This window comes from Hyphomicrobium sp. GJ21, assembly GCF_001006785.1.
In the GTDB taxonomy this organism is placed as follows: domain Bacteria; phylum Pseudomonadota; class Alphaproteobacteria; order Rhizobiales; family Hyphomicrobiaceae; genus Hyphomicrobium_B.
In genome coordinates, this window is the sequence record NZ_CDHO01000003.1 from 888,993 (window position 1) to 910,276 (window position 21,284).

Sequence of the window (21,284 nt, forward strand, 5' to 3'; positions counted from 1 at the left end):
AAAATAGAAAACGCGGCAAAAACCGCCGCGCTGTCAAACTTCAAAGAAATATCAGCAGCCGCGCGTCGTCAGCCGCTACCCAAACCGAACTTCGGCACCGACTTCCAGGCCTTGGAGAGCCACGAACCCGAATCGTCTCGCGGACCGACGCCGCCCGATTGCAGGAGCGCGTAGGAATCCTTGTACCACTTGCTGTCGGGATAGTTGTGCCCGAGGATTGCCGCCGCGTTCTGCGCCTCGGTGACGACGCCGAGCGCCATATAGGACTCGACCAGACGCGCCAGCGCTTCCTCGACATGCGCCGTCGTCTGATAATCGCTCACGACGGTTTTGAAGCGATTGATCGCGGCGACGTAATTGTGCTGGTTGAGGTAGTAGCGGCCGACCTCCATCTCCTGCGCTGCAAGGTTGTCCATGCAGATGCGGATCTTGTTGTCGGCATCCCGCGAATATTCGCTCTCCGGGAAACGCGTACGCAGGATCTTGAATTGCTCGAGCGCCTTGCGAGCAGCCGTCTGATCCCGGTTCGCCGTCTTCAGATCGTCGAAGTAAGACATGGCGATGATGTGATGCGCCATCGGCGCTTCTTTCGTGCCCGGATGCAGCGCAACGTAACGCTCAGCCGATGCGATCGCCTCAGGCGTCTTGCCTGCGCGATAGTAGGCGTAAGCCGCCATCACGATCGATTTGCGCGCTTCCGGCGAATACGGGTGCTCGCGGTCGACGGCCTCGAACTGCTTCGCGGCATCGTCAAAATTGCCGCTCGACATCTTCGCGTCGGCATTGGCGAACATTTTTGACGGCGGATCGGGATTGAGCGCTGACGTATCGAGCTTGTTCGAGGCGCAGCCTGCGCCAGCCAGCGCGGCGACGACGGCAACGGCGCTCAAAGCTCTTCTGAGGTTCCCCACGAATGTCATGCGCCGTGTACTTCCCACCCTGATCGCACTTTCCCACTCATCGCCAACGGGCTGACGAGTGAGCATCCCGGATAACATTTCTCCGGGCGCTCTGAAAGACTAGAGCAAGTCCGCCGAGTGCCCGTAACCCCAGGTTATTTTATCGGTGGAATGTGGTGCATTCCAGGCCGATACCGGCTTGAAGCGCCGGTATCGCAACGACCTTCAGGCCTATTCGGCAGCTGCGAGAGCTGCCGGAGCCGTGATCTGGACCGGCGCGCGTGTTGCGCGGGTCTTGGGGGCCTGCACGACCGCCCAGTTCGATGCGTCGGCGAAGAGCGCCTGCAGCACCATCGAGTTGAGGCGATGACCGCCACGGTACGAGCGATAAGCGCCGAGCAACGGCATACCGGCGAGCGCCAGATCACCCACGGCGTCCAGCATTTTGTGACGGACGAACTCCTGGGGATAACGCAGTCCCTCGCGGTTCATCACTTTGCCGTCGCCGATCGCGACGGTGTTGGAGAGGTCGGCACCCAGCGCCAGACCGGCTTTCCACAGCTTCTCCACATCGCTCATGAAGCCGAACGTGCGAGCGCGAGAAATTTCGTGACGGAAAATGCCCGGGCTCATCTCATACTGGAGCCGCTGGCGGCCGATGACGGGCGAGGTGAAGTCGATTTCGACGTCCATGCGGAAGCCGGAGTAAGGCTCAAGCGAGCCCCAGCAGCCACCTTCTTCGACACGAACCGATTTCAGAACTTTGATGTATTTACGGGGCTCGGAAAGCTCCCGGATGCCGACCCGGTCGATGGCTTCGACGAATTCCGCCGAGCTGCCGTCCATGATCGGAACTTCTTTGCTGTCGATCTCGATATAGAGATTATCGATCGAGAGACCACGCAAAGCGGCGAGAAGATGCTCGACGGTTCCGACCGTTGTACCTGCTTCATCACCAATAACGGTGCAGAGCGTCAGATTTTTGACATTGGCAACGTGCGCCGCGATTTCCGAAATGACTCTTCCTCGTTTCGTAACGAGAAAGCGGAGCCCAGTATCAGCTTCTGCTGGATGCAGTGTAAGTGATACCGGAGCTCCGCTGTGCACCCCCGTGCCTGTCAACTGGATTTCGCGGGCAAGCGTGGTTTGCCGCGCACCGATGAATCGATTCGACATACAGCGCCGTCCCTCATTTATTGGTGGGCCGCTGCTCCCCAGCATTAATGCGGCCGACCACCCCCTGACCTGTGCGCTGTGCCTTCTTATTTTTGCCAGCCTGCCGACCTTGTTTGGCCGTGTCAGCACTGTCTAAAGGTTCAGCACAAGAAGTCGATGCACAAAAGCTAACTGCTTCGCTTAACACCGACAAATCACGCTTTCTTACACTCTGTTACGTCTTAGCAACTCGACTTGACGCTCTTTGCGACTTGATGCAGGCGCCGATTTAGCGCCGCTCTCTGCTGCCGACAATCTGCTTCGTACCCGCATCCATGTCATCATCGGACGACCGCGAGCCGTCCCTATGCTGACCGGATTTCACACTGCGGCTGAGATTTGCCAATCGTCCAAAAAGGCCCGATTTTGTTGACGATTCTGCACGTCCCGCGGCGGCACCGGTATGATGCGCATTCCATTCCTTCTGCGCTTGCGGAGGAAAATCTTCAATCGCAGGAAGGCGACGCGACGTACGCTGAAATTCGGCCGGCGCTTGCGGTTCGAAAGAATGAGTCGCGGATGATCCAACACCTGCTGAAGGCAACGGCGGCGTCCGCAATAATGCATTTCCCGTGAGCGGCGGAAAATTCTCGAGCCCATCTTCGATCATCACGTTGCCGGGAGCGATCCAGCTGTCGCGTTGAGTCGGGCGTGATTCGCTTTCGCTCGGATTAGAATAGTTCTGGACAGTTGGCGCCGCCGGCTGCAACGCCTCCGCAAGTCGACGCTGTAGATCTCCTGGCGGTGCAGGAACCGGCGCGGGATTCTGCGGCGCGAAAGATTCTGTGGGCTGAGCCGGCTGAGCGGCGCGCGCGACCGGAGCCGGCGCATGATTGGGAACAAATCCCGGCTGCGGCGCACGCGGCGCTGCGATCTGCTCGTTCGGACGATTCATCCCGGACGCAACGATCGAAACCCGGATTCGGTCGCCCAGCTGCTCGTCGAAGGTAGCGCCGACGATGATATTGGCCTCGGGGTCGACTTCCTGGCGAATACGGCTCGCCGCCTCGTCGACCTCGTAAAGGGTCATGTCGCGCCCGCCCGAAATCGACAGCAGCAGACCGCGCGCGCCGCGCAAGGTCACGTCGTCGAGCAGCGGATTGGCGATGGCTTCCTCGGCCGCGAGAGTGGCGCGGTGTTCGCCCGTCGCCTCCCCGGTTCCCATCATGGCCGCGCCCATATTGCTCATGATGGTGCGAACGTCGGCGAAATCGAGATTGATCAGACCTTCCTTGAGCACCAGCTCGACGATGCAGGCGACGCCGGAATAGAGAACCTGGTCGGCCAGCACGAACGCTTCCGCGAACGTCGTCCGCTCGTTGGCGATCCGGAACAGGTTCTGATTCGGGATGACGATCAGCGTATCGACGTGCTGACGCAGCGACTGCACCCCGGCTTCAGCAATGCGCATCCGCCGCGCGCCTTCGAACGCGAAGGGCTTGCAGACTACCCCGACCGTCAGAGCCCCGACCTCACGCGCCGCCCGCGCGATGACCGTCGCGGCCCCGGTTCCCGTTCCGCCGCCCATTCCAGCAGCGATGAAAACCATATGCGATCCGGCGATATGCGAACGAAGTTCGGCGATGGCTTCCTCAGCCGCCGCTTCTCCGATTTCCGGCCGCGATCCGGCGCCGAGCCCCTCGGTCAGGTTGGCTCCGAGCTGAACCCGGTATTCGGCGCTCGATGCCGCGAGCGATTGCGCATCCGTGTTGGCGACGACGAACTCGACGCCCTGCAGTCCGGCCGCGATCATGTTGTTGACTGCGTTGCAGCCCGCGCCTCCGACCCCGATGACGGTCAACCTCGGCTTCATATCGACCAGCGTCGGCAGTTGCAGCTTGATGCTCATGGCACCCTCAAATTTGATAATCGTCGAAGTCGCTCCGGAACGGCTCCGGCACCTTAGTCAGTCCAAAAATCAGAATGCGTGCTTCAGCCACGTTCCGACACGGCCGAGATATCCTTGCTTCGAAGCCTTGCGCTGAGATGGCGTACTCAATTCGTTGCTTCCCCGGGCGCTGAGAACCGCGAGCCCGGAAAGTGTCGCGAGTTGCGGTCCCCCGAGGCTGGCGTTCAGTCCGACGAGGTCCTGAGGCCGACCGACACGCACGTGCCTGCCGAATTCGTTGGCGACGAATTCCGAAAGTCCGAGGAGTTGGCTGGCTCCGCCCGTCAGAACGATCTTGTCTCCCGCGAATCGGCCCGCCGCATTGAGCGCCAAGCGCTCGCGCACGAGTCCCAAGAGCTGTTGCACGCGCGGCCGGATGATCGCCGTCAGCCGCGCCTTCGTGGTTTCGAAGCTTCCCTCGTCTTCCTCTCCGGCCACCGGATAGGAAATCGATTCGTGCTCGTCGGACTGGGCATTGAGCAGTGTGCCATAAAGCGTTTTGATTCGCTCGGCTTCTGCGAGTGGCGTCTGCAACGCCCTGGCGATGTCGTACGTCAGATGCTGGCCGCCGACCGGGATCGCCTCGACGCCGGCGAAAACACCATCGGCAAAAAGCGCGAGGGTCGTCGTTCCCGCGCCGAAATCGATGCATGTCACACCGAATTGCCGTTCCTCTTCCGTCGTGACCGCCAGCGCGCTCGCATAGGGCGATGCGACGAGGCCGTCGCATTCGGCGTAGCAGCGATCAATGAGGACGAGGAGATTGCGCAGCGGTCCTTCGTCCGCCGTTACGGCATGGAGGCCGGCCGCCATGCGCCGCGCCGAAAAACCGATTGGATCGCGCACGCCGCCGACGCCGTCGAGCTCATAGCCGAGGCGATTGAGATGCAGGAGCGTACGGCCGTCGCGCTCGGCATAGCTTTCGCCCGCCGCCATGAGCCGTTGCAGATCGTCATGCGTGACGCGCCCTGTCTCGACATCAATACGCGCCGTGCAATGCGCCGAGGCAAGCCGCCCCGCCGCAACCGAAACCGTGTAGTTGCCGACCGACACACCGGCCGCGCGCTCGGCCTGCGCGAGAACCGCGCGAACGACCGACTCGGCCTCGTCGAGATCAGTCAGCACACCGGCTTTCACGCCGCGCGACCGCTGCAGACCGAGGCCCGCAAGCCGAAGCGACGGCTCCGACAGTGACGGGCCCTGCTCAGCCACCATCACAGCGGCAACCGTTTTGCTGGTGCCGATGTCCAGAAGCCCGAACGTCCGGTACGTGCGCCTATCAGCCATTGGCATCCTGCTATCTTGAGCTGATGGTTAGAGGCGGCCTGGCGGACGCGTCGAGAGCCGCTGTCTGCGCCGACTTGCCATCGGCCGCGCGCAACGCGATCCGCCCGGGCGTGCGCACATCGATGATCATCGGCTTGCCCTTGAGCGCCGGCGCGGCGGCGGATGCATTCGCAATTTCCTGCAAGCCTTCAATCTCGCGATCCGCGCCGAGATCGATCATTGTTCCGCTCTTGAGCACGATGCGCCAGCGCCGCTCCGCGATGCGCTCACCATAGGCGTATTGCTTTTCGATTTCGGGATACTGCCGAAGCGCAGCCAGCATCGGCGTCGCGTCATCGGTCGCGCCCTCACCGACGACACGCGGCAGCGCCCAATTGCTCGCAACCGGCGTCGGCCCAAGCACACGGCCCGTCGCGTCGACGAGATACGTCTCGTTGCCTCGCGTCCAGACGATTGAAGGCGTGCGTTCGCGAACGACAATGTCGAGCGTGCCGGGATAGACGCGCGTGATCTGCGCTTTATCGATCCACGGTATGCGCTCGATGCGTTTCAGCGCCGCTTCCGAGTCGAACGCCGCGAACGTCCGCACGTTCGCGAGATCGATCGCATCGTAGATGTCGCTATCGGACGCAAAATGCTGCCCGGTGACATTCACCTGATTGATGCCGAACCCGGCCGCAATCGTCAGCGCCGTCACCTGCTCAGCGACAGCATGCGAAATCTTGGAGAAGGTCGCGCGATTGAGCGGCAGCATGATCGCCGCTGCCCCGGACACTGCCAGCAACGCGCCCATGGCGAAAGAATACTTCATCCACCGCCGCGTCGCGCGCCGGGACCGCCTGACGCGCCGCTCGCCACGCGGGATTTTCAGCGTCATCTCGGAACGCCGCGATGAGGAACGTGAAACCGTGCTGATTGCCTTGGGAACGTCGAAGGTTTGGACAGCTTTCGGCTCCGGCGTTGGCGCTTCCTGCGCCCGCCACCAGAACCGTTGCTTGCCCGCTACCTGTTGCAACTCGCGTCCTCGACCATCCATCGGACGAGGTCACCGAACGACCAGCCCGCATGACCCGCCAATTCAGGCACGAGGGACGTTCCCGTCATGCCCGGTTGGGTGTTCACTTCGAGACAGATCAGCTCGCCGGTTCCACCAGCCGTATCGTCGAAACGGAAATCCGCTCGCGACACGCCTCGGCAGCCCAGCGCCTGATGCGCCCTTAACGTTAAGGAACGGACTGACTGGTAAACATCCGGTAAAAGTTGTGCCGGCAGCTCGTGCTTCGAGCCGCCCGCACCGTATTTCGATTCATAATCGTAGAAAGCGAGCCCTCGGAGCGGCACGATTTCGATGACGTCGGTCACGAAATCTCCGATCACAGCACAAGTTAGCTCACGTCCCGGCACGTAACGCTCGACCATCACGATCTGGTCCGGAGAGCCCCCGGATGCGATCGAACTGGGGGGCCGATCGGCGTCCGGCGGGACGATCACGACCCCGACGCTCGAACCTTCTGTCGGCGGCTTCACCACATAGGGCGGCGGCAGGACATGGGCCTCCGCAGCTTCGCGCCGCGTGACGAGCTTCGCTTCGGCGACGGCAACGCCCGCGAGCTTCATGATGTCCTTGGCGCGCTCCTTGTGCATCGCGAGCGCCGATGCCAGCACTCCGGAATGCGTGTACGGGATCGCCAGCATTTCGAGGACGCCCTGAACGCACCCATCCTCACCGAACTTGCCGTGCAGCGCGTTGAAACAGACGTCCGGATTGATCGCTTCGAGCTGCGCCGCAAGGTTGCGATCGACGTCGATCTCGGTGACGCGATAGCCTTCCTCGCGTAGCGCCTCCCCGACAGCCGCGCCCGAGTTGAGACTGACGTCGCGCTCGGCGGAAAGCCCGCCCTTGAGAACGGCCACGTGATCGCGCGTGCGCTTCGGCACCACGCCGAGATTTGTCATGGCTCGCTTCCCATCATTTCCTGAAGCCTACGATTGGGCTTGATCGACCGTGTTGTCCAAAATAGCCAGCGCCTCGCCGACCGCAGCACCCGGCCGCGGACTGCCAAGCCGGATAATCTCCCAGTTGAGCGTGACGCCGGATTTCGCCTTGACGCGCGCCCTGACTGTTTCGCCGAGCCGCTCGACGTCCTCGCCCGAGGCCTGCCGGTCGTTGATCAGAAAGTTGCAGTGCATCTCGGACACCTTCGCACCGCCGACGCGCAGGCCACGGCATCCCGCGTCATCGACGAGCTTCCAGGCGCTGTGTCCCGGTGGATTTTTGAACGTCGAGCCGCCCGTGCGTTCCTTGATCGGCTGGTTCTGCTCACGGTACTCCGCGACGGCATCCATCTCTTTCAGGATTTCCGCCGGATCGCCGGGAGCACCCTGGTACGTCGCCTCGGTGAAAATCCAGGTGTCCGGAATGGCCGAATGCCGATACGTGAACCCCATGTCGGCAAGCGAGAGCACATGCACGTTGCCCTCGAGATCGACAGCGCGCGCCGCGATCAGACAATCTTTCGTCTCGCGCCCGTGCGCGCCCGCGTTCATGCGCAGCGCGCCACCGATCGAGCCGGGAATTCCGCGATAGAACGCCAATCCGCTGATACCGGCTTCGGCCGCAGCCCGCGCAACCTTGACGTCAGGAACACCAGTTCCGGCTCTCAGTCGTCCGCCCTCTTCGATCTTGATTTCGCCGAACCCGCGTCCAAGCCGGATCACCACGCCCGCGACGCCACCGTCGCGCACGAGCAGGTTCGACCCGAGGCCCATGACGAAAACCGGCAGATCGCGCGGCTTGCGCTTCAGAAAGTACGCAAGATCCGCTTCATCGGCCGGCGTGAAAAGAACCTGCGCCGGGCCGCCGACGCGAAACCAAGTGATATCCGCAAGCGAGGCATTGGCGATGAGACGTCCCCGGAGTTCCGGCATCAGCGCGCGCAGGTCGCTCGTGATGTCGTCGAACATCAGGCCGCGCTCCCGGCCCGCTGCGCCGTTCCCGCGAGCCAGTCCGGCAAAGCGTGCGCCCAGTCGGTCGAATTGCCCGCACCGAGACAGACGACAATATCGCCCGGACCGGCAACGCGCTTGATCGCCGGCGCAATCGCGCCCGGCTCGTCGACGGCTTCCGCCGAACGCCGGCCGGCCGCAGCGATCCGCGCCGCCAGCGTCTGATTATCGATGCCCGCGATCGGCGGTTCGCCCGCCGTGTAAAGCGGCGCGACGATGACATGATCGGCGTCTTTGAAGCAGCGCGCGAAATCCTCGAACAGATCGCGCACGCGCGTGTAGCGATGCGGCTCGACCACTGCGATCACTTTGCCCTTGGTGCCGCCGCGCGCCGCAGCGAGCACGGCCGAAATTTCAGCAGGATGATGACCGTAGTCGTCGTAGATGCCGACGCCGTTCCACTCGCCCGTGAACTGGAAGCGGCGTTTGACGCCCGAGAACCCGGCCATCGCGGCTTTGATCTTCGCGTCTTCGAGACCCGCCTGCGTCGCGACCCCAATCGCGGCCAGCGCATTTAGCGCATTGTGCGCGCCGGGGATCGGCACCGACCAGTCGGTGAGCTTGCGTGCGCCGCCCTTGACCGACGCCGTAAGCGTCGCATCGAAATACGTCGTGTTGCCTTCAATGCGGATTGACTGCAGCACAAGGTCGGCGTCCTGGCTCTGCCCGTATGTCAGCAGCCTGCGCCCATCGGCACGAAGGTTCAGCCGTTCGATCATGTCGCGCACGACTGGATGATCAATGCACGCAACGGCAAGGCCGAAGAACGGAATGTTTTTCAGGAACGCTTCGTATTCGTGATGCATCGCCTCGACCGAACCGAAATAGTCGAGATGTTCGGGATCGATGTTCGTGACGATACCGATCTCGGTCGGCAACCGCGTGAACGTGCCGTCGCTCTCGTCGGCTTCGACGATCATCCACTTGCCCTGACCGAGCCGCGCGTTCGAGCCCCACGAGTTGATGATGCCGCCGGTTATGACCGTCGGTTCTTCGCCTGCTTCCGTGAAAATGTGCGAGAGCAGCGACGTGGTCGTCGTCTTGCCGTGTGTGCCGGTGACGGAAATCGTCGAATAGAGCCGCATCAGTTCGGCGAGCATCTCGGCGCGCCGGATGATCGTCAGACCCTTCTGGCGCGCAGCGATCAGCTCCGGATTGAACGGTTTCACCGCTGTCGAGATCACGACATAGCGCGCCCCGATCAGGTTGACCGGATCGTGTCCGACGAAAACCCGGATGCCCTTCGACCTTAAGCGCCTGACATTCGCGCTTTCCTTCTGGTCCGAACCCTGCACCGTGTAGCCCTTGGCGACCAGAATCTCGGCGATGGCGCTCATGCCGATCCCGCCGATGCCGATGATGTGGAATGGGCCAATGTCGCGCGGCATTTGCATGAAAAGAGGTATCCTCGTGAAGCCGGAGCCGCGCTCCGAAAAGTCTCGCGTAATGATACTCACGCTGTGCGATTTCCCCCCGGACGACGACCCTCCGCAAGAGCCAATGCGAAATCGGCTAAATTACGAACGGCGTCCGGACGCCCTGCGTTTTTAGCCGCCTTGGCCGTTGCCGCAAGGGTATCGGGGGATTTTAGAAGCTTTTCGAGTTCATCGGCGAGGCGCTCCGGCGACAGATTGCGTTGCTCGATGCACCAGGCCCCACCGGCTTCTTCGAGCCGCCGGGCATTGTTCAACTGGTCGTTGTCGAGCGCGTGCGGCAACGGCACCAGGATCGACGGCCGACCAATTGCAGTCACTTCCGCGACCGTCGAAGCGCCCGCGCGTCCGATCACGAGATGAGCATCCGCCATCCGCGCCGGCAGATCGCTGAAGAACGGCGCGACGTCGGCATCGATTCCGGATTCGCGATAGGCCGTTTGAACGCGCTCGATGTCTTCTTCGCGCGCCTGCTGCACGACGCGCAGGCGCTTGCGCAAGCCGTCCGGCAACGCGAACAGTGCCAGTGGCACGATATCGGAAAAGAACCGCGCGCCCTGGCTGCCGCCGAAAATCAGGATGCGAATGGGGCTGTCCGGCAGCGGCGGAAGGAACCCGATCGCCGCCGCATCGAGCACCGCCTTACGCACCGGATTGCCCGTCAGAACCGCTTTCGCGGCAAGCGCGCCGTCGAGAAACTTCGTGCGCTCGAACGACGTCGCGATGGCATTGACGCGCTTCGCGAGCATCTTGTTGGCGCGTCCGAGTACCGCATTTTGCTCGTGAATCGCGGTTGGAATCCCCCGCAGCCGCGCCGCGACCAGCGGCGGATAGGTCGGATAACCACCGAAGCCGATCACCGCGTGAGGCTTTGCTTGGCCCAGCAGCCGCAGAGCGGCGCTTGTCCCGCGCGCGAGCGTCAAAACCGTCTTGGCGACATCGCGCGGCGCCCGCGACGCCAACGTCGCCGATGGCACCTGATAGATCTTGCGTGCGGGAAATCCGCCACCGTAGCGATCGCCGCGCATGTCCGTGATCAAATCGACGGCGACACCGCGCCGCCCAAGTTCTTCAGCTAGCGCGAATGCCGGAAACAGATGGCCACCCGTTCCGCCGGCAGCCAGCATGATCGATTGAATGCCGCTCATTTTCCCCCGCTCAAACAGACGGAGTATGACTTGTGAAATGTGCCTCGTCGATGGTCGGCACGCGGCGCGGCTTTTTTAGCCGCATCGGATCGGGCCGCCAGCGCGTCAGCGCGAGCAGCATCCCGGCCGTAATCGCCAGCGCCAGCATCGACGATCCGCCCGCCGAAATGAACGGCAGCGTCATGCCTTTGGGCGGCAGCAGCCCGATGTTGACGCCCATGTTGATCAGCGCCTGGAGCCCGAGAAGCAGCGAAAGTCCCTGCACCGCCAATCGATCGGCTGCCGTTGGCTCATCGCTGGCGCGCTGCATTGCCCGGATCACGATGTAGGCGAAAACCGCGAGCAGCGCGACGCAGGCGATGACGCCGTATTCTTCCCCGATGACCGCAAAAATATAGTCGGTGTGCGCATCAGGCAGCACGGACTTGATCGTGCCTTCGCCCGGCCCGCGCCCGAAAAAACCGCCTTCCGAAAACGACTGCATCGCGCGCCCGACCTGATAATTTTCGAACGGCGCCGCGCTGAAAAACTTTTCAAGCCGCGACTGCACGTGTCCGAAATTCATGTACGCGAGCCAAAAGCCGCCGCTGCCGATCAGCACGAGGATGGCCGCACCGATCGGTGGCAATCCGGCCAGAAGATAAAGAAGTCCCGCCGTCACGCTGATCAGAACGGTTTGTCCGACGTCCGGCTGTGCGACGAGCAATCCCGCCATGACGCCCCACAGCAAAAGCGCCAGCGGCAGCGCGGGCATGTCCGAGCGCTTGGCTGCTTCGCCATAGAGCCAGGCAATCACGACGACGAATGCCGGCTTCGCGAATTCCGACGGCTGCAGCGAATAGCTGCCGAGCATCAGCCAGCGCTGCGCGCCGTTGAGCGCCGTGCCTTTGAACAGCACGACGATCATGGCTGCGACGGACGCGAGCAGCAGCACGGCGGCAAGCCGGCGCACGCCCGCTGGCGAGAACAGCGAAATGATGAGCATCAGCGCCGCGCCGATAGCGGCAAACGTCACGTGCCGCTCGACAAAGTAGTATGTCGGCAAACCCTTCTTGATCGCGACCGCAGGCGAGGCCGCGAACGACAGCACCACGCCGAGCGCGACCAGCGCCAGCAACGCCGTCAGCAGCCCGCGATCGATCGTAAACGACCAATCCGCGAGCAAGCTGCGATCGGCGCGCGAGAGTTTCATTTCGCTCCCCGCATCGCGACGCCGGGGAGTGCTTCGACGAGTTTGCGGAAAGCATCCCCGCGAACCTCGAAGTTCCGGAACTGATCGTAGCTCGCGCACGCTGGCGACAGCAGGACGACGGGCTCGGCGCCTGCGCTCGCTTTCGCATCGCGCGCTGCGGCCGCAACGGCAGCGTCGAGCGTGCCGCTACGTTCAAACGTAACCTTTCCGTCGAGCGTCTGCGCGAAATCCTCGCTCGACTCCCCGATGAGATACGCTTTCGCGACCCCGCCAAAGTATTTTTCGAGCGCCGAGATACCGCCAGCTTTCGGCTTGCCGCCGACGATCCAGAACACGTCGCGCGGAAACGACAGCAGCGCCTTCTCGGTCGAATCCGCGTTCGTCGCCTTGCTGTCGTTGACGAACAGCACGTTTCCGATCCGCCCGATCTCTTCCATCCGGTGCGGCAGTCCTGGGAACGACGAAAGCGCGCCCTGCCAATCGAGTTCGGACGATTGCCCGATCCAGTTCAGGCACTCGCGCACGGCAGCGATTGCCGCGAGCGCATTCTGCGCATTGTGCTTGCCCCTGAGCGTCGCGATGCCACCGAGCGACGCGAGCTTGACGGCGAGCGCTTCGCGATTGCTGCAGATGATCGTATCGTCGAGCAGACTGTAACCCGGAGCGATGGATTTCTCGGCGCTGAAGGCAATCGCCGGAGCCTTCTGAATACGCCGCTGCAGCATCGCCAGCCCGAACTCGTCGTCGAGGCCGACCGCCGCAACTTCGGCGCCATCGACGAGGCGCTCTTTGACCGCCGCATAATTTTCGATCGTGCCGTGCCGGTCGAGATGATCCGGCGTTACGTTCAGCATCACGCCGATGGTCGGCTTCAACGTCGGCGTCAGATCGATTTGAAACGACGACAATTCGATCACGTGAAAACGCTCTGGCGCAGGGTCGTCGAGCGTCAGCACGGCGCGCCCGATATTACCGCCGAGTTGTACGTCGCGGCCCGCGTGACGGAGAATGTGCGCGATCAGCGCCGTCGTCGTCGACTTGCCGTTGGTGCCGGTGATGCCGATGAATGGCGCATCCGGCGCATGTGCGGCACGTTCCCGCGCGAAAATCTCGAGGTCGCCGATGATCTCGACGCCGCTGTCCTGCGCCTTGCGCACGGTCCAGTGCGGCTCGGGATGCGTCAGCGGCACGCCCGGAGCGAGAACGAGTGCTGAAAACTGCGACCAGTCAGCCTTGGCGAGGTCGACGAGCGGCACACCCTCACGCGCCGCCGCACTTCGGCCCGCCTCGCCGTCATCCCAAGCGGCAACGGTCGCGCCGCCGGCCAGAAGTGAACGGGCGGACGCGATTCCGGAACTCCCAAGACCGAACACGGCGACGGTCTTGCCGTTGAAGGACGTGGCGCGAATCATCGGCTGAAATCTACCGCATCTGAGGTCGCTTGGCTGAGGTCCTTGAGTGCTTCCGGAAAAGCGGAAACCGGTTTTCCGGCAAGAAGCACGATAAAACAAAAAGCTAGAGCCATTCCGCGCCCCATCAAATTCGGCAAGGCTCTAGCGCAGCTTCAGCGTCGAAAGGCCGATCAGAGCCAGAATGACCGAAATGATCCAGAAGCGGATCACAACCGTCGATTCCTTCCAGCCCTTTTGCTCATAGTGGTGGTGCAACGGCGCCATCTTGAACACGCGCTTGCCGGTCCATTTGAACGACATCACCTGGATGACGACCGAAAGCGTCTCGAGGACGAACAGCCCGCCGACGACAGCCAGCACGATCTCATGTTTGATCGCGACCGCGATGGCGCCGAGGATGCCGCCGAGAGCTAGCGAGCCGGTGTCGCCCATGAAGATCATCGCCGGCGGAGCGTTGAACCAGAGAAACCCGAGCCCCGCACCGATCAGCGCGCCGCAGATCACCGCCAGTTCACCCGTTCCCGGAATGTGATGAATCTGCAGATACCCTGCGAACTTCGCGTTGCCTGAGAGATAGGCGATGACACCGAACGTCGCCGCCGCGATCATCACCGGCACGATCGCCAGACCGTCGAGCCCGTCCGTCAGGTTGACGGCGTTGCCCGCTCCCGCGATCACCAGCACGGCCATGAGAATGAAAAACGGCCCGAGATCGATGACGAGATCCTTGAAGAACGGAAACGTCAGATCAGTATCGAGCCCCTTCGGCCCGAGCTTCATCAGGATGTAGCCCGCGACTGCCGCCACCAGTACTTCAAGCAGAAACCGCGACTTTCCGGAAAACCCGGCTGTCGAGCGCTTCGTCACCTTTAGGAAATCGTCATAGAAGCCGATCGCGCCGTAACAGATGGCGACGCCCAGAACCACCCAGATGTAGCCGTTCGAAAGCTGCGCCCAGAGCAGCGTCGAAACGGTCACGCCCGCGAGGATCATGAGCCCACCCATCGTCGGCGTGCCGCGCTTGAGGAGATGGCTCTGCGGGCCATCATCGCGGATCGGCTGACCCTTACCCTGCTTGACGCGCAAGAGATCGATGATCGCCGGGCCAAACATCATCACGAACAGCAGTGCCGTGAAGATCGCCCCGCCGGAGCGGAAGGTGATATAGCGGAAAACGTTCAGCGCGCTGATCTGATCGCTGAAATTGACGAGCTCATAGAGCATGCGCGCCGAATTCTCCCCCTCTTACCGATCCGCTGGTGCCGGACCTAATTCCCGTACTTGGACTTCAACGCTTCCACGACCGTGCCAAGCCGCGTCCCATTCGACGCCTTGACCATGACCGCGTCGCCGCCTCTGAGTTCGGACAGAACCGCAGGCTGCAGCAAGGACGACGTCTGAGCGTAGCCGCCCCTTTTGGACTTCGGTAGGGCATCATAAAGGCCCTTCATATGCGGACCGCAGGCAAATATGACGTCGACCCCGGCGTCCTCCACAGCGTCTTTGAGCCCTGCGTGAAGCCCGGGCGCGTCCGCGCCGAGCTCCAGCATATCGCCCAAAACCGCGATCCTGCGCGGGAATTTCTGCCGCGGCAGGGACGCGAGCGTCGCCAGCGCGGCCCGCATCGACGCCGGATTCGCGTTGTAGCTCTCATCGATCAGGAGCGCTTCGCCGCCGTCGAGACGCAGCACGCTCCGTGCTCCCCGGCCGCCGGGCGGCTGCAATCCGGCGAGCACGGCCAACGCCGTTTCGACATCCGCCCCGATCGCGTCGATGGCAGCCGTGACCGCCAGAGCGTTCTCGGCGATATGCCGTCCGGGCATCGCGATCTTGAGAGGAATGCGCCGATCGCCCAACCGCACAGTCAGTGTGCTGCCGTCATGATCGAGCGTCAGATCGTCTCCGCGAACGTCGGCGCCCTCACTGAAGCCGAACGTCACCGCCTTCGCGCCCAAACGCTCCGCGATCGACTTGAGCCGCACCGCATGCGGATTGTCGAATTTGATGATGGCAGTTCCGCCGGGCAGAAGCCCCTCGAATATCTCGCCCTTCGCATCGGCGATCGCTTCGACCGATGGAAAGTGCTCGAGATGCACCGCCTCGACCGTCGTGATGATCGCAGCATGCGGGCGAACCATTTTCGTCAGCGGCCGAATCTCGCCCGCGTGATTCATGCCGATCTCGAACACGCCGAAGCGTGTCTCGCGCGGCATCCGCGCCAGCGTCAGCGGCACGCCCCAATGATTGTTATAGGATTTCTCCGAAGCATGCGTCGCGGCGAGATGCGAAAGACATGCGCGCAGCATCTCTTTCGTTCCTGTCTTACCCGCGCTGCCGGTCACCGCAACGACGCGCGCATCCGGACTGAGCCGGTCTCGCGCCGCACGGCCCAGCGCTTCGAGCGCCTTCAGCGTATCGAACACGCGAAACAGCGCGCCGTCTTCCGCGCGCCGCACATAGCTTTCGGAAACGAGTGCCGCCGCGGCCCCGGCCTTGAACGCTGGAGAAACGAAGTCATGCCCGTCCCGCTGATCCTTCAGCGCCACGAAAAGATCGCCTGCCTGCAGCGTACGCGTATCGATGGAAACGCCGGTAACCGGCTGGTCCGTCCCGCCCTCGGGCGCGACGCCGAACACGGCGCTCAATTCGGAAAACGTCCACAACGGTTGCATACTGTCAGCTCTCGAGCGCCTTGCGGACTTCATCGTGATCGGAAAACGGCAGGATGCGATCTCCGACAATCTGGCCCGTTTCATGGCCTTTGCCGGCAATCAGCACAACGTCGCCCGGCTGCATCATGCTGACGGCCGTCGCGATCGCCTCCGCCCGGTTACCGATCTCCCGAGCCCCCGTGGCACCGGCCAGAATTTCGGCGCGGATCGAGGCGGCGTCCTCGCTGCGCGGATTATCATCCGTCACAATCGTCACGTCAGCTTTCTCGACCGAAATGCGACCCATGATCGGCCGTTTGCCCTTGTCGCGATCGCCGCCGCAGCCGAAAACAGAAATCAGACGGCCCGTCACGAACGGCCGGCATGCATCGAGCGCCGCGGCCAACGCTTCCGGCTTATGCGCGTAATCGACGACGGCCAGTCCCCTATTCCGTTCGCCGATAATTTCCAATCGCCCCGGCACGCCCTTGAGACTTTCGAGCGCTGCGAGAACCGCATCAGCCTTTTCGCCCGTCGCAATCGCCAAGCCCGCCGCGACCAGCGCGTTCTCCACCTGATAAGCGCCGACGAGGGGCAACCGCACGTCAAAGCTCCGGCCATCGAACAGAATTCCGATACGCTGCTGAAACCCGTCACGCGTCAGCGATGTCCGTCGAAGCGTATCGCCCGACTGCCCGACCGTCATGACGCGAAGACCGCGCGCCTTCGCTGCCGCCGCAACGTCCGCAGATCGCGCTCCGTCCGTGTTGATGACGGCGGGTTGCCCCGGCTGCAAAAGCTCCGTGAACAATCGCAGCTTGGCAGCGAGATAAGCTTCCTCTGTCGGATGATAGTCCATGTGATCGCGGCCGAGATTCGTGAATGCCGCCGCTGTCAATTCGACGCCATCGAGACGGTTCTGATCGAGCCCGTGCGACGACGCCTCGAATGCGAGATGCGTCACGCCTTCATCGGCGAGCGCGGCAAGCGTCGCGTGCAGCGTTACCGGATCAGGCGTTGTCAGCGATCCGTAGACGGCCCCATCGGGCTTCACGATTCCGATTGTCCCGACCGACGCCGCCTTGCGCCCGAGCGACGTAAAGATCTGCCGCGTGAAATCGGCGACGGAAGTCTTGCCGCTCGTTCCCGTCACCGCGACCGCGCAACGCGGCTGCCGACCGGCGAATTTCGCGGCAATCTTCGCGAGCGCCGCGCGTGGGTTATCGACCTCGATCAGCGCAACGCCGGCAGGAACCGTGACGCCTTTTCCCTTACCGATAACAATGGCGCTGGCGCCGCGCTGGAGCGCATCCGGAACGTACGACGCGCCATCGACCTTCGATCCCGGCAGCGCCGCGAAAATGGCGCCCTTGCCGACCGCCGCGCTCGCGGCCGTTATTCCTGTCACCTCAACGGAGCCTGTGCCAGGAGGCGGCTCGATGCCGGCCGGCAGCACGTCGCTAAGCCGCATACTTCCCCTCGCCCGTGTCGTCTCGGCCGCATCAAATCGCGCGGATGAATTCGCGGAAGTTAGATACGTGGCCGACCCCTCGGTCGTCAAATCGCCACCGGGTTTGCTCTGGTCTGCCTATTGGCTCGCCGCCACGTCCATCGGTGCCACGCCGAGTTGCCCCGCAATCCGCGAGATCAAGCGGCCGGTGACCGGAGCAGCGGTGTAGCCGGCCGTATGCTGGCCTTTCGTCTCTGCCGTTCCCTTGGGATCGAACAGGATGACGAATGTCACATACTGCGGATCATCCATCGGGAACGCTCCGAGAAACGACGAGATCACAGACTTCGACGAATACCCTCCGCGACCCGGCATGTCGGCCGTACCGGTCTTCCCGCCGACGCGATACCCCGGAACGTCGGCCTCCTTGCCCGTCCCATCCGGCGCGGTCACATTGAGCCGCATCAGGCGCGCCATATCGCGGGACGTCGTGCGCGTGACGAGCGATTTCTCGGCAGCCTGATCTCCGCCGTAGCGCTTGAGAAAGGTCGGATGAACCGGCTTGCCGTCATTCAGAACCGACGCCGTCGCCGCCGCGAATTGCAACGGTGCAACGGCCAGACCATGCCCGTAGGATATCGTGATCGTCGACGCCTTGCCCCACTTCGGCGGCAACTGCGGCGCGGCGACGGGGCCTTCTTCCGTCTTGAGCGGCGACAGCATTCCGAATTTGCGCAGAAACGCCTCGAATTTGTCCGGCCCGGCCTGCAACGCCAGCATGCCCGCGCCGATGTTGGAGGAATGCGTGAAAACTTCTGTCACGCTCAAGGGCCGGTTCGCGGGATGGAAGTCGGTCACCGTGAAACGTCCGACCTCCAACGGCTTGCGCACGTCGATGATCGTATCCGGCTTGGCGAGACCTTCATCCAGCGCCATCGCGATCGTCAGCGTCTTGAAGACGGAGCCGAGCTCGTATGTTCCGGCGGTCATCTTGTCGAGATACTTGTCGTCATGCGCCTGCGACGGCCACGCCGGATTGATCCGCGGCGTCGATGCGCTGGCGAGCACTTCTCCCGTTTTGATGTTGAGGACAATGCCCGCAGAACCGGCCGCCCGGTATTTCTGTTCCGCGTCGTCGAGTTCGTCTTCGAGCGCATGCTGGACACCGATGTCGAGCGAAAGCCGCACAGGCATCCGCGTCGAGAGCGACGCCGCATGAACCGGATCGGTGCCGATGCTCTCGTCGATGTATTTTTCGATGCCCGTCAGTCCGCGATTGTCGACGTTGACCGTACCGAGCACGTGGCCTGCGAGCAGTCCCGCCGGATACGCCCGCTTCAACTCATAGCGGAAGGAAAGCCCCGGAAGGCCGAGATCATGCACGCGCTGCGCGATTTTCGGCGACACGCCCCGGCGTACCCACACGAAACGGCGCGAGCGGTCCGAAAGCGCCCGCAGAAGCTCTTTCTGATCGATATCCGGCAAAACCGTCGCGAGCTTTTCAACGAGTTCGTCCCGGTCGAGCACGACGCCCGGATCGGCATAGATCGACGGCGCTTCCAAATCCGTCGCCAGAAGCCGGCCATTGCGATCGACGATATCGGGACGGCTGAAGCTCGTCGCAACCGGCTCCGAAACCGCGAGCGTCACGGCCGACTGATGACCAGCCGCCAGCGTGAGCAGATGAATCGCGACTTCCGCGAACGCGAAAAAGAGAAAGCCATAGACGACCGTTTCCGTCGCGCTGCGCGTCCGCCGCTTGCGAACGTCATCAGGCCCCGGACGGCCGATCGCGAGCGTGCCGTCAGCGGCCATTGCCACGATCCTGATCGCCGAGATCGGACACTTCGCGCCCATTGGCGAATTGATCGACACGCGGAGGCGCAAGACCGATCTGCCGCGCCAGTCCGTCGATGCGGTCCGGGCGAGCCAGCGTTCCGCGTTCCGCCTTGAGCACCGCGATGTCGTCGCGAGCGCGCTCGGCAGCGCGTTCTTTCGACTGCACTTCCGCTTCGAGACGCCGGGTGTCGTAGTTCAATCCGTAAAGGAGCAGCGCGCTCGTGATGGCGAAGAAAAACGCGGCAATGTTCAGGAGACGCATAGCGGGCTCTCTCCGTTTACTCTGGACTCAACCCTAGATACTAATCCTCGAACGCTGGAAAACCTAACGTTTCGCGATTGAGCGGCCAAGGATCCGAGTCTGTACGAAATGCTGCTCTGAGACGTGCCGACCGAGCACGCGGGTTCACATCCAATTCACCTTTAGAAGGTGTTAACGGCCGCGAGTTAACAATTCGGAAACTTGGAGGCGTGCTTTTTATCGTTTCTGTTGGCAAATGGCGCGAAACCGACTGGGTTTTGCCGCTGCGCTCGGCGATGAATTTTTTAACGATCCGGTCTTCCAGACTGTGAAATGAGACAACGACAAGACGGCCGCCGGGCTTCAGCACGCGCTCCGCGGCCGATAGTGCGGAAGCCAGTTCGCCAAGCTCGTCGTTAATGAAAATCCGCAATGCCTGAAACGTCCGCGTCGCCGGGTGCCGGCCATCGACTTTGCGTCCGTGAAAAACGCGAGACACCGTGTCGGCGAGTTCCCGCGTTCGCGCATACGGCGTCTCCGCGCGACGCCCGACGATCGCGCGCGCAATCGCCCGCGACTTGTGTTCCTCTCCGAACGCGTAAATGACGTTGGCGATTATCTCTTCTGCTGCCGAATTGACGAAATCGGCGACCGTCTGCCCGTTGCTCGACATGCGCATGTCGAGCGGACCGTCGTGTTGAAATGAAAAGCCGCGCTCCGCATCGTCGAGCTGCATCGACGAGACGCCGATGTCGAGCACGACGCCGTCCACTTGCGCGCCGCCGAGCGCGTCATGAGCGACCTCCTCAAGCCGGCTGAACGGTGACTCGACGAGCGTCAGCCGCGGACCGAACTCGGCCTGCAACGGCGCCGCGCCTCGGATGGCATTGGGATCGCGATCCAGCGCCAGCACTCGGCAGTCGGCAGCTTCAAGAATCGCGCGCGTATACCCGCCTGCGCCGAACGTGCCATCGATGTAGGTTTCGCCGGCCTTCGGCGCGAGCGTCTCGAGTACTTCGGAACGAAGCACGGGAATGTGGCGCGGAGGCTTTTCAGCCGGCCCCAGCGAGGCTCCCTCTGCCCCGCCACCGCGCGTCATTCCCGTGCTCCCGCGTCACCGTCGTCGTTCGACGTGCGACTACCCGCTGCGAAAAGCTTGCGCGTCACCTGGACTTTGCTGCGCGCTTCGGCCCGGCGTTTTTCGAAACGTCCGGGTTCCCAGATCTGAAACTTGTCACCGAGGCCAACAAACGTGACGGCGGCGCCCAGGCCGGCGTGCGCGCGAAGGCTTTCAGGAAGGACGATGCGGCCGTCGCCATCGATCGTGAGAACCTGGACGTCGCCATAGAGTGCGACAGACAGCTCGTCGCGCTCGTCCGAATAGTCCGGCAGGCCTGCGAGAAGCCCGTCGATTTTCTTTGCAAGTCTTTCGCCGCCCGCATCGAGCGCAGGAGCATCGAGCGAGGGGTAGCAGTAGAGGCCGCCCGCGTATCCATCGCGCTCCAAGACGGCGCGAAACGAGGCCGGAATTGAGACGCGGCCTTTGGCGTCGATCTTGTTTGTGAATGTCGAGACAAAGCGGTCCATCTCCCAGCTAACGAAAACTCGTCCTCCTCACTCGCT

General features: G+C 62.7%; 18 protein-coding genes. All 18 read right to left on the bottom strand.

The features are described from left to right. Positions 1 to 68: 68 nt before the first annotated feature. A complete protein-coding gene (locus HYPGJ_RS12535; RefSeq protein ID WP_046847455.1) occupies positions 69 to 920 on the bottom strand; it encodes an outer membrane protein assembly factor BamD in 852 nt (283 codons plus the stop codon). A 210-nt stretch (positions 921 to 1,130) separates the two neighbouring features. Continuing rightward, on the bottom strand, positions 1,131 to 2,075 hold the full coding sequence (gene lpxC / locus HYPGJ_RS12540; RefSeq protein ID WP_046847456.1) for a UDP-3-O-acyl-N-acetylglucosamine deacetylase: 945 nt from the start codon (positions 2,073 to 2,075) through the stop codon (positions 1,131 to 1,133). A gap of 268 nt (positions 2,076 to 2,343) precedes the next feature. Then, a complete protein-coding gene (gene ftsZ / locus HYPGJ_RS12545; RefSeq protein WP_046847457.1) occupies positions 2,344 to 3,963 on the bottom strand; it encodes a cell division protein FtsZ in 1,620 nt (539 codons plus the stop codon). A 69-nt stretch (positions 3,964 to 4,032) separates the two neighbouring features. Further along, positions 4,033 to 5,289 carry a cell division protein FtsA gene (gene ftsA / locus HYPGJ_RS12550; RefSeq protein ID WP_052750897.1) on the bottom strand — a complete coding sequence of 419 codons (1,257 nt, stop codon included), beginning with the start codon at positions 5,287 to 5,289 and terminating at the stop codon, positions 4,033 to 4,035. A 10-nt stretch (positions 5,290 to 5,299) separates the two neighbouring features. Next, on the bottom strand, positions 5,300 to 6,304 hold the full coding sequence (locus HYPGJ_RS12555; RefSeq protein ID WP_046847459.1) for an FtsQ-type POTRA domain-containing protein: 1,005 nt from the start codon (positions 6,302 to 6,304) through the stop codon (positions 5,300 to 5,302). Further along, the gene (locus tag HYPGJ_RS12560; protein ID WP_046847460.1) at positions 6,292 to 7,245 is read right to left on the bottom strand and encodes a D-alanine--D-alanine ligase; all 954 of its coding nucleotides are present in this window, start codon (positions 7,243 to 7,245) and stop codon (positions 6,292 to 6,294) included. Before HYPGJ_RS12560 ends, HYPGJ_RS12555 begins: the two co-directional genes overlap by 13 nt. A 27-nt stretch (positions 7,246 to 7,272) precedes the next feature. Then, on the bottom strand, positions 7,273 to 8,253 hold the full coding sequence (gene murB / locus HYPGJ_RS12565) for a UDP-N-acetylmuramate dehydrogenase (RefSeq protein ID WP_046847461.1): 981 nt from the start codon (positions 8,251 to 8,253) through the stop codon (positions 7,273 to 7,275). Beyond that, positions 8,253 to 9,689 (bottom strand): UDP-N-acetylmuramate--L-alanine ligase, encoded by a 1,437-nt coding sequence (gene murC, locus HYPGJ_RS12570; protein WP_046847462.1) that lies wholly within the window; start codon positions 9,687 to 9,689, stop codon positions 8,253 to 8,255. The genes murB and murC overlap by 1 nt, the downstream gene beginning before the upstream one ends. A 59-nt stretch (positions 9,690 to 9,748) precedes the next feature. Beyond that, positions 9,749 to 10,876: an undecaprenyldiphospho-muramoylpentapeptide beta-N-acetylglucosaminyltransferase gene (murG, locus tag HYPGJ_RS12575; RefSeq protein WP_046847463.1), complete on the bottom strand. Its 1,128-nt coding sequence runs from the start codon at positions 10,874 to 10,876 to the stop codon at positions 9,749 to 9,751. Between the two features lie 10 nt (positions 10,877 to 10,886). Next, positions 10,887 to 12,068: an FtsW/RodA/SpoVE family cell cycle protein gene (locus HYPGJ_RS12580; protein ID WP_046847464.1), complete on the bottom strand. Its 1,182-nt coding sequence runs from the start codon at positions 12,066 to 12,068 to the stop codon at positions 10,887 to 10,889. Beyond that, positions 12,065 to 13,480 (bottom strand): UDP-N-acetylmuramoyl-L-alanine--D-glutamate ligase, encoded by a 1,416-nt coding sequence (murD, locus tag HYPGJ_RS12585; protein WP_046847465.1) that lies wholly within the window; start codon positions 13,478 to 13,480, stop codon positions 12,065 to 12,067. Before murD ends, HYPGJ_RS12580 begins: the two co-directional genes overlap by 4 nt. A 141-nt stretch (positions 13,481 to 13,621) precedes the next feature. Then, positions 13,622 to 14,704, bottom strand: a complete 1,083-nt coding sequence (mraY, locus tag HYPGJ_RS12590) for a phospho-N-acetylmuramoyl-pentapeptide-transferase (RefSeq protein WP_013214284.1) — start codon at positions 14,702 to 14,704, stop codon at positions 13,622 to 13,624. 44 nt (positions 14,705 to 14,748) lie between these two features. Next, a complete protein-coding gene (locus tag HYPGJ_RS12595; protein ID WP_046847466.1) occupies positions 14,749 to 16,152 on the bottom strand; it encodes a UDP-N-acetylmuramoylalanyl-D-glutamyl-2,6-diaminopimelate--D-alanyl-D-alanine ligase in 1,404 nt (467 codons plus the stop codon). 4 nt (positions 16,153 to 16,156) lie between these two features. After that, entirely contained in the window at positions 16,157 to 17,602 is a 1,446-nt protein-coding gene (locus HYPGJ_RS12600; RefSeq protein ID WP_046847467.1) for a UDP-N-acetylmuramoyl-L-alanyl-D-glutamate--2,6-diaminopimelate ligase, read from the bottom strand. Positions 17,603 to 17,719: 117 nt separating this feature from the next. Further along, positions 17,720 to 19,396, bottom strand: a complete 1,677-nt coding sequence (locus HYPGJ_RS12605; protein WP_046847468.1) for a penicillin-binding protein 2 — start codon at positions 19,394 to 19,396, stop codon at positions 17,720 to 17,722. Next, entirely contained in the window at positions 19,386 to 19,682 is a 297-nt protein-coding gene (locus HYPGJ_RS12610) for a hypothetical protein (protein WP_046847469.1), read from the bottom strand. The genes HYPGJ_RS12605 and HYPGJ_RS12610 overlap by 11 nt, the downstream gene beginning before the upstream one ends. A 40-nt stretch (positions 19,683 to 19,722) precedes the next feature. Beyond that, positions 19,723 to 20,760: a 16S rRNA (cytosine(1402)-N(4))-methyltransferase RsmH gene (gene rsmH / locus HYPGJ_RS12615; protein ID WP_046847470.1), complete on the bottom strand. Its 1,038-nt coding sequence runs from the start codon at positions 20,758 to 20,760 to the stop codon at positions 19,723 to 19,725. Further along, positions 20,757 to 21,248: a division/cell wall cluster transcriptional repressor MraZ gene (gene mraZ, locus HYPGJ_RS12620; protein WP_013214278.1), complete on the bottom strand. Its 492-nt coding sequence runs from the start codon at positions 21,246 to 21,248 to the stop codon at positions 20,757 to 20,759. The genes rsmH and mraZ overlap by 4 nt, the downstream gene beginning before the upstream one ends. Positions 21,249 to 21,284 lie beyond the last annotated feature (36 nt).

Bases quoted from the DNA above. Each gene is read 5' to 3' on its own strand.
- HYPGJ_RS12535 (WP_046847455.1), bottom strand. From the start codon at position 920: ATGACATTCGTGGGGAACCTCAGAAGAGCTTTGAGCGCCGTTGCCGTC.
- lpxC (WP_046847456.1), bottom strand. From the start codon at position 2,075: ATGTCGAATCGATTCATCGGTGCGCGGCAAACCACGCTTGCCCGCGAA.
- ftsZ (WP_046847457.1), bottom strand. From the start codon at position 3,963: ATGAGCATCAAGCTGCAACTGCCGACGCTGGTCGATATGAAGCCGAGG.
- ftsA (WP_052750897.1), bottom strand. From the start codon at position 5,289: ATGGCTGATAGGCGCACGTACCGGACGTTCGGGCTTCTGGACATCGGC.
- HYPGJ_RS12560 (WP_046847460.1), bottom strand. From the start codon at position 7,245: ATGACAAATCTCGGCGTGGTGCCGAAGCGCACGCGCGATCACGTGGCC.
- murB (WP_046847461.1), bottom strand. From the start codon at position 8,253: ATGTTCGACGACATCACGAGCGACCTGCGCGCGCTGATGCCGGAACTC.
- murC (WP_046847462.1), bottom strand. From the start codon at position 9,689: ATGCAAATGCCGCGCGACATTGGCCCATTCCACATCATCGGCATCGGC.
- murG (WP_046847463.1), bottom strand. From the start codon at position 10,876: ATGAGCGGCATTCAATCGATCATGCTGGCTGCCGGCGGAACGGGTGGC.
- HYPGJ_RS12580 (WP_046847464.1), bottom strand. From the start codon at position 12,068: ATGAAACTCTCGCGCGCCGATCGCAGCTTGCTCGCGGATTGGTCGTTT.
- murD (WP_046847465.1), bottom strand. From the start codon at position 13,480: ATGATTCGCGCCACGTCCTTCAACGGCAAGACCGTCGCCGTGTTCGGT.
- mraY (WP_013214284.1), bottom strand. From the start codon at position 14,704: ATGCTCTATGAGCTCGTCAATTTCAGCGATCAGATCAGCGCGCTGAAC.
- HYPGJ_RS12595 (WP_046847466.1), bottom strand. From the start codon at position 16,152: ATGCAACCGTTGTGGACGTTTTCCGAATTGAGCGCCGTGTTCGGCGTC.
- HYPGJ_RS12600 (WP_046847467.1), bottom strand. From the start codon at position 17,602: ATGCGGCTTAGCGACGTGCTGCCGGCCGGCATCGAGCCGCCTCCTGGC.
- HYPGJ_RS12605 (WP_046847468.1), bottom strand. From the start codon at position 19,396: ATGGCCGCTGACGGCACGCTCGCGATCGGCCGTCCGGGGCCTGATGAC.
- HYPGJ_RS12610 (WP_046847469.1), bottom strand. From the start codon at position 19,682: ATGCGTCTCCTGAACATTGCCGCGTTTTTCTTCGCCATCACGAGCGCG.
- rsmH (WP_046847470.1), bottom strand. From the start codon at position 20,760: ATGACGCGCGGTGGCGGGGCAGAGGGAGCCTCGCTGGGGCCGGCTGAA.
- mraZ (WP_013214278.1), bottom strand. From the start codon at position 21,248: ATGGACCGCTTTGTCTCGACATTCACAAACAAGATCGACGCCAAAGGC.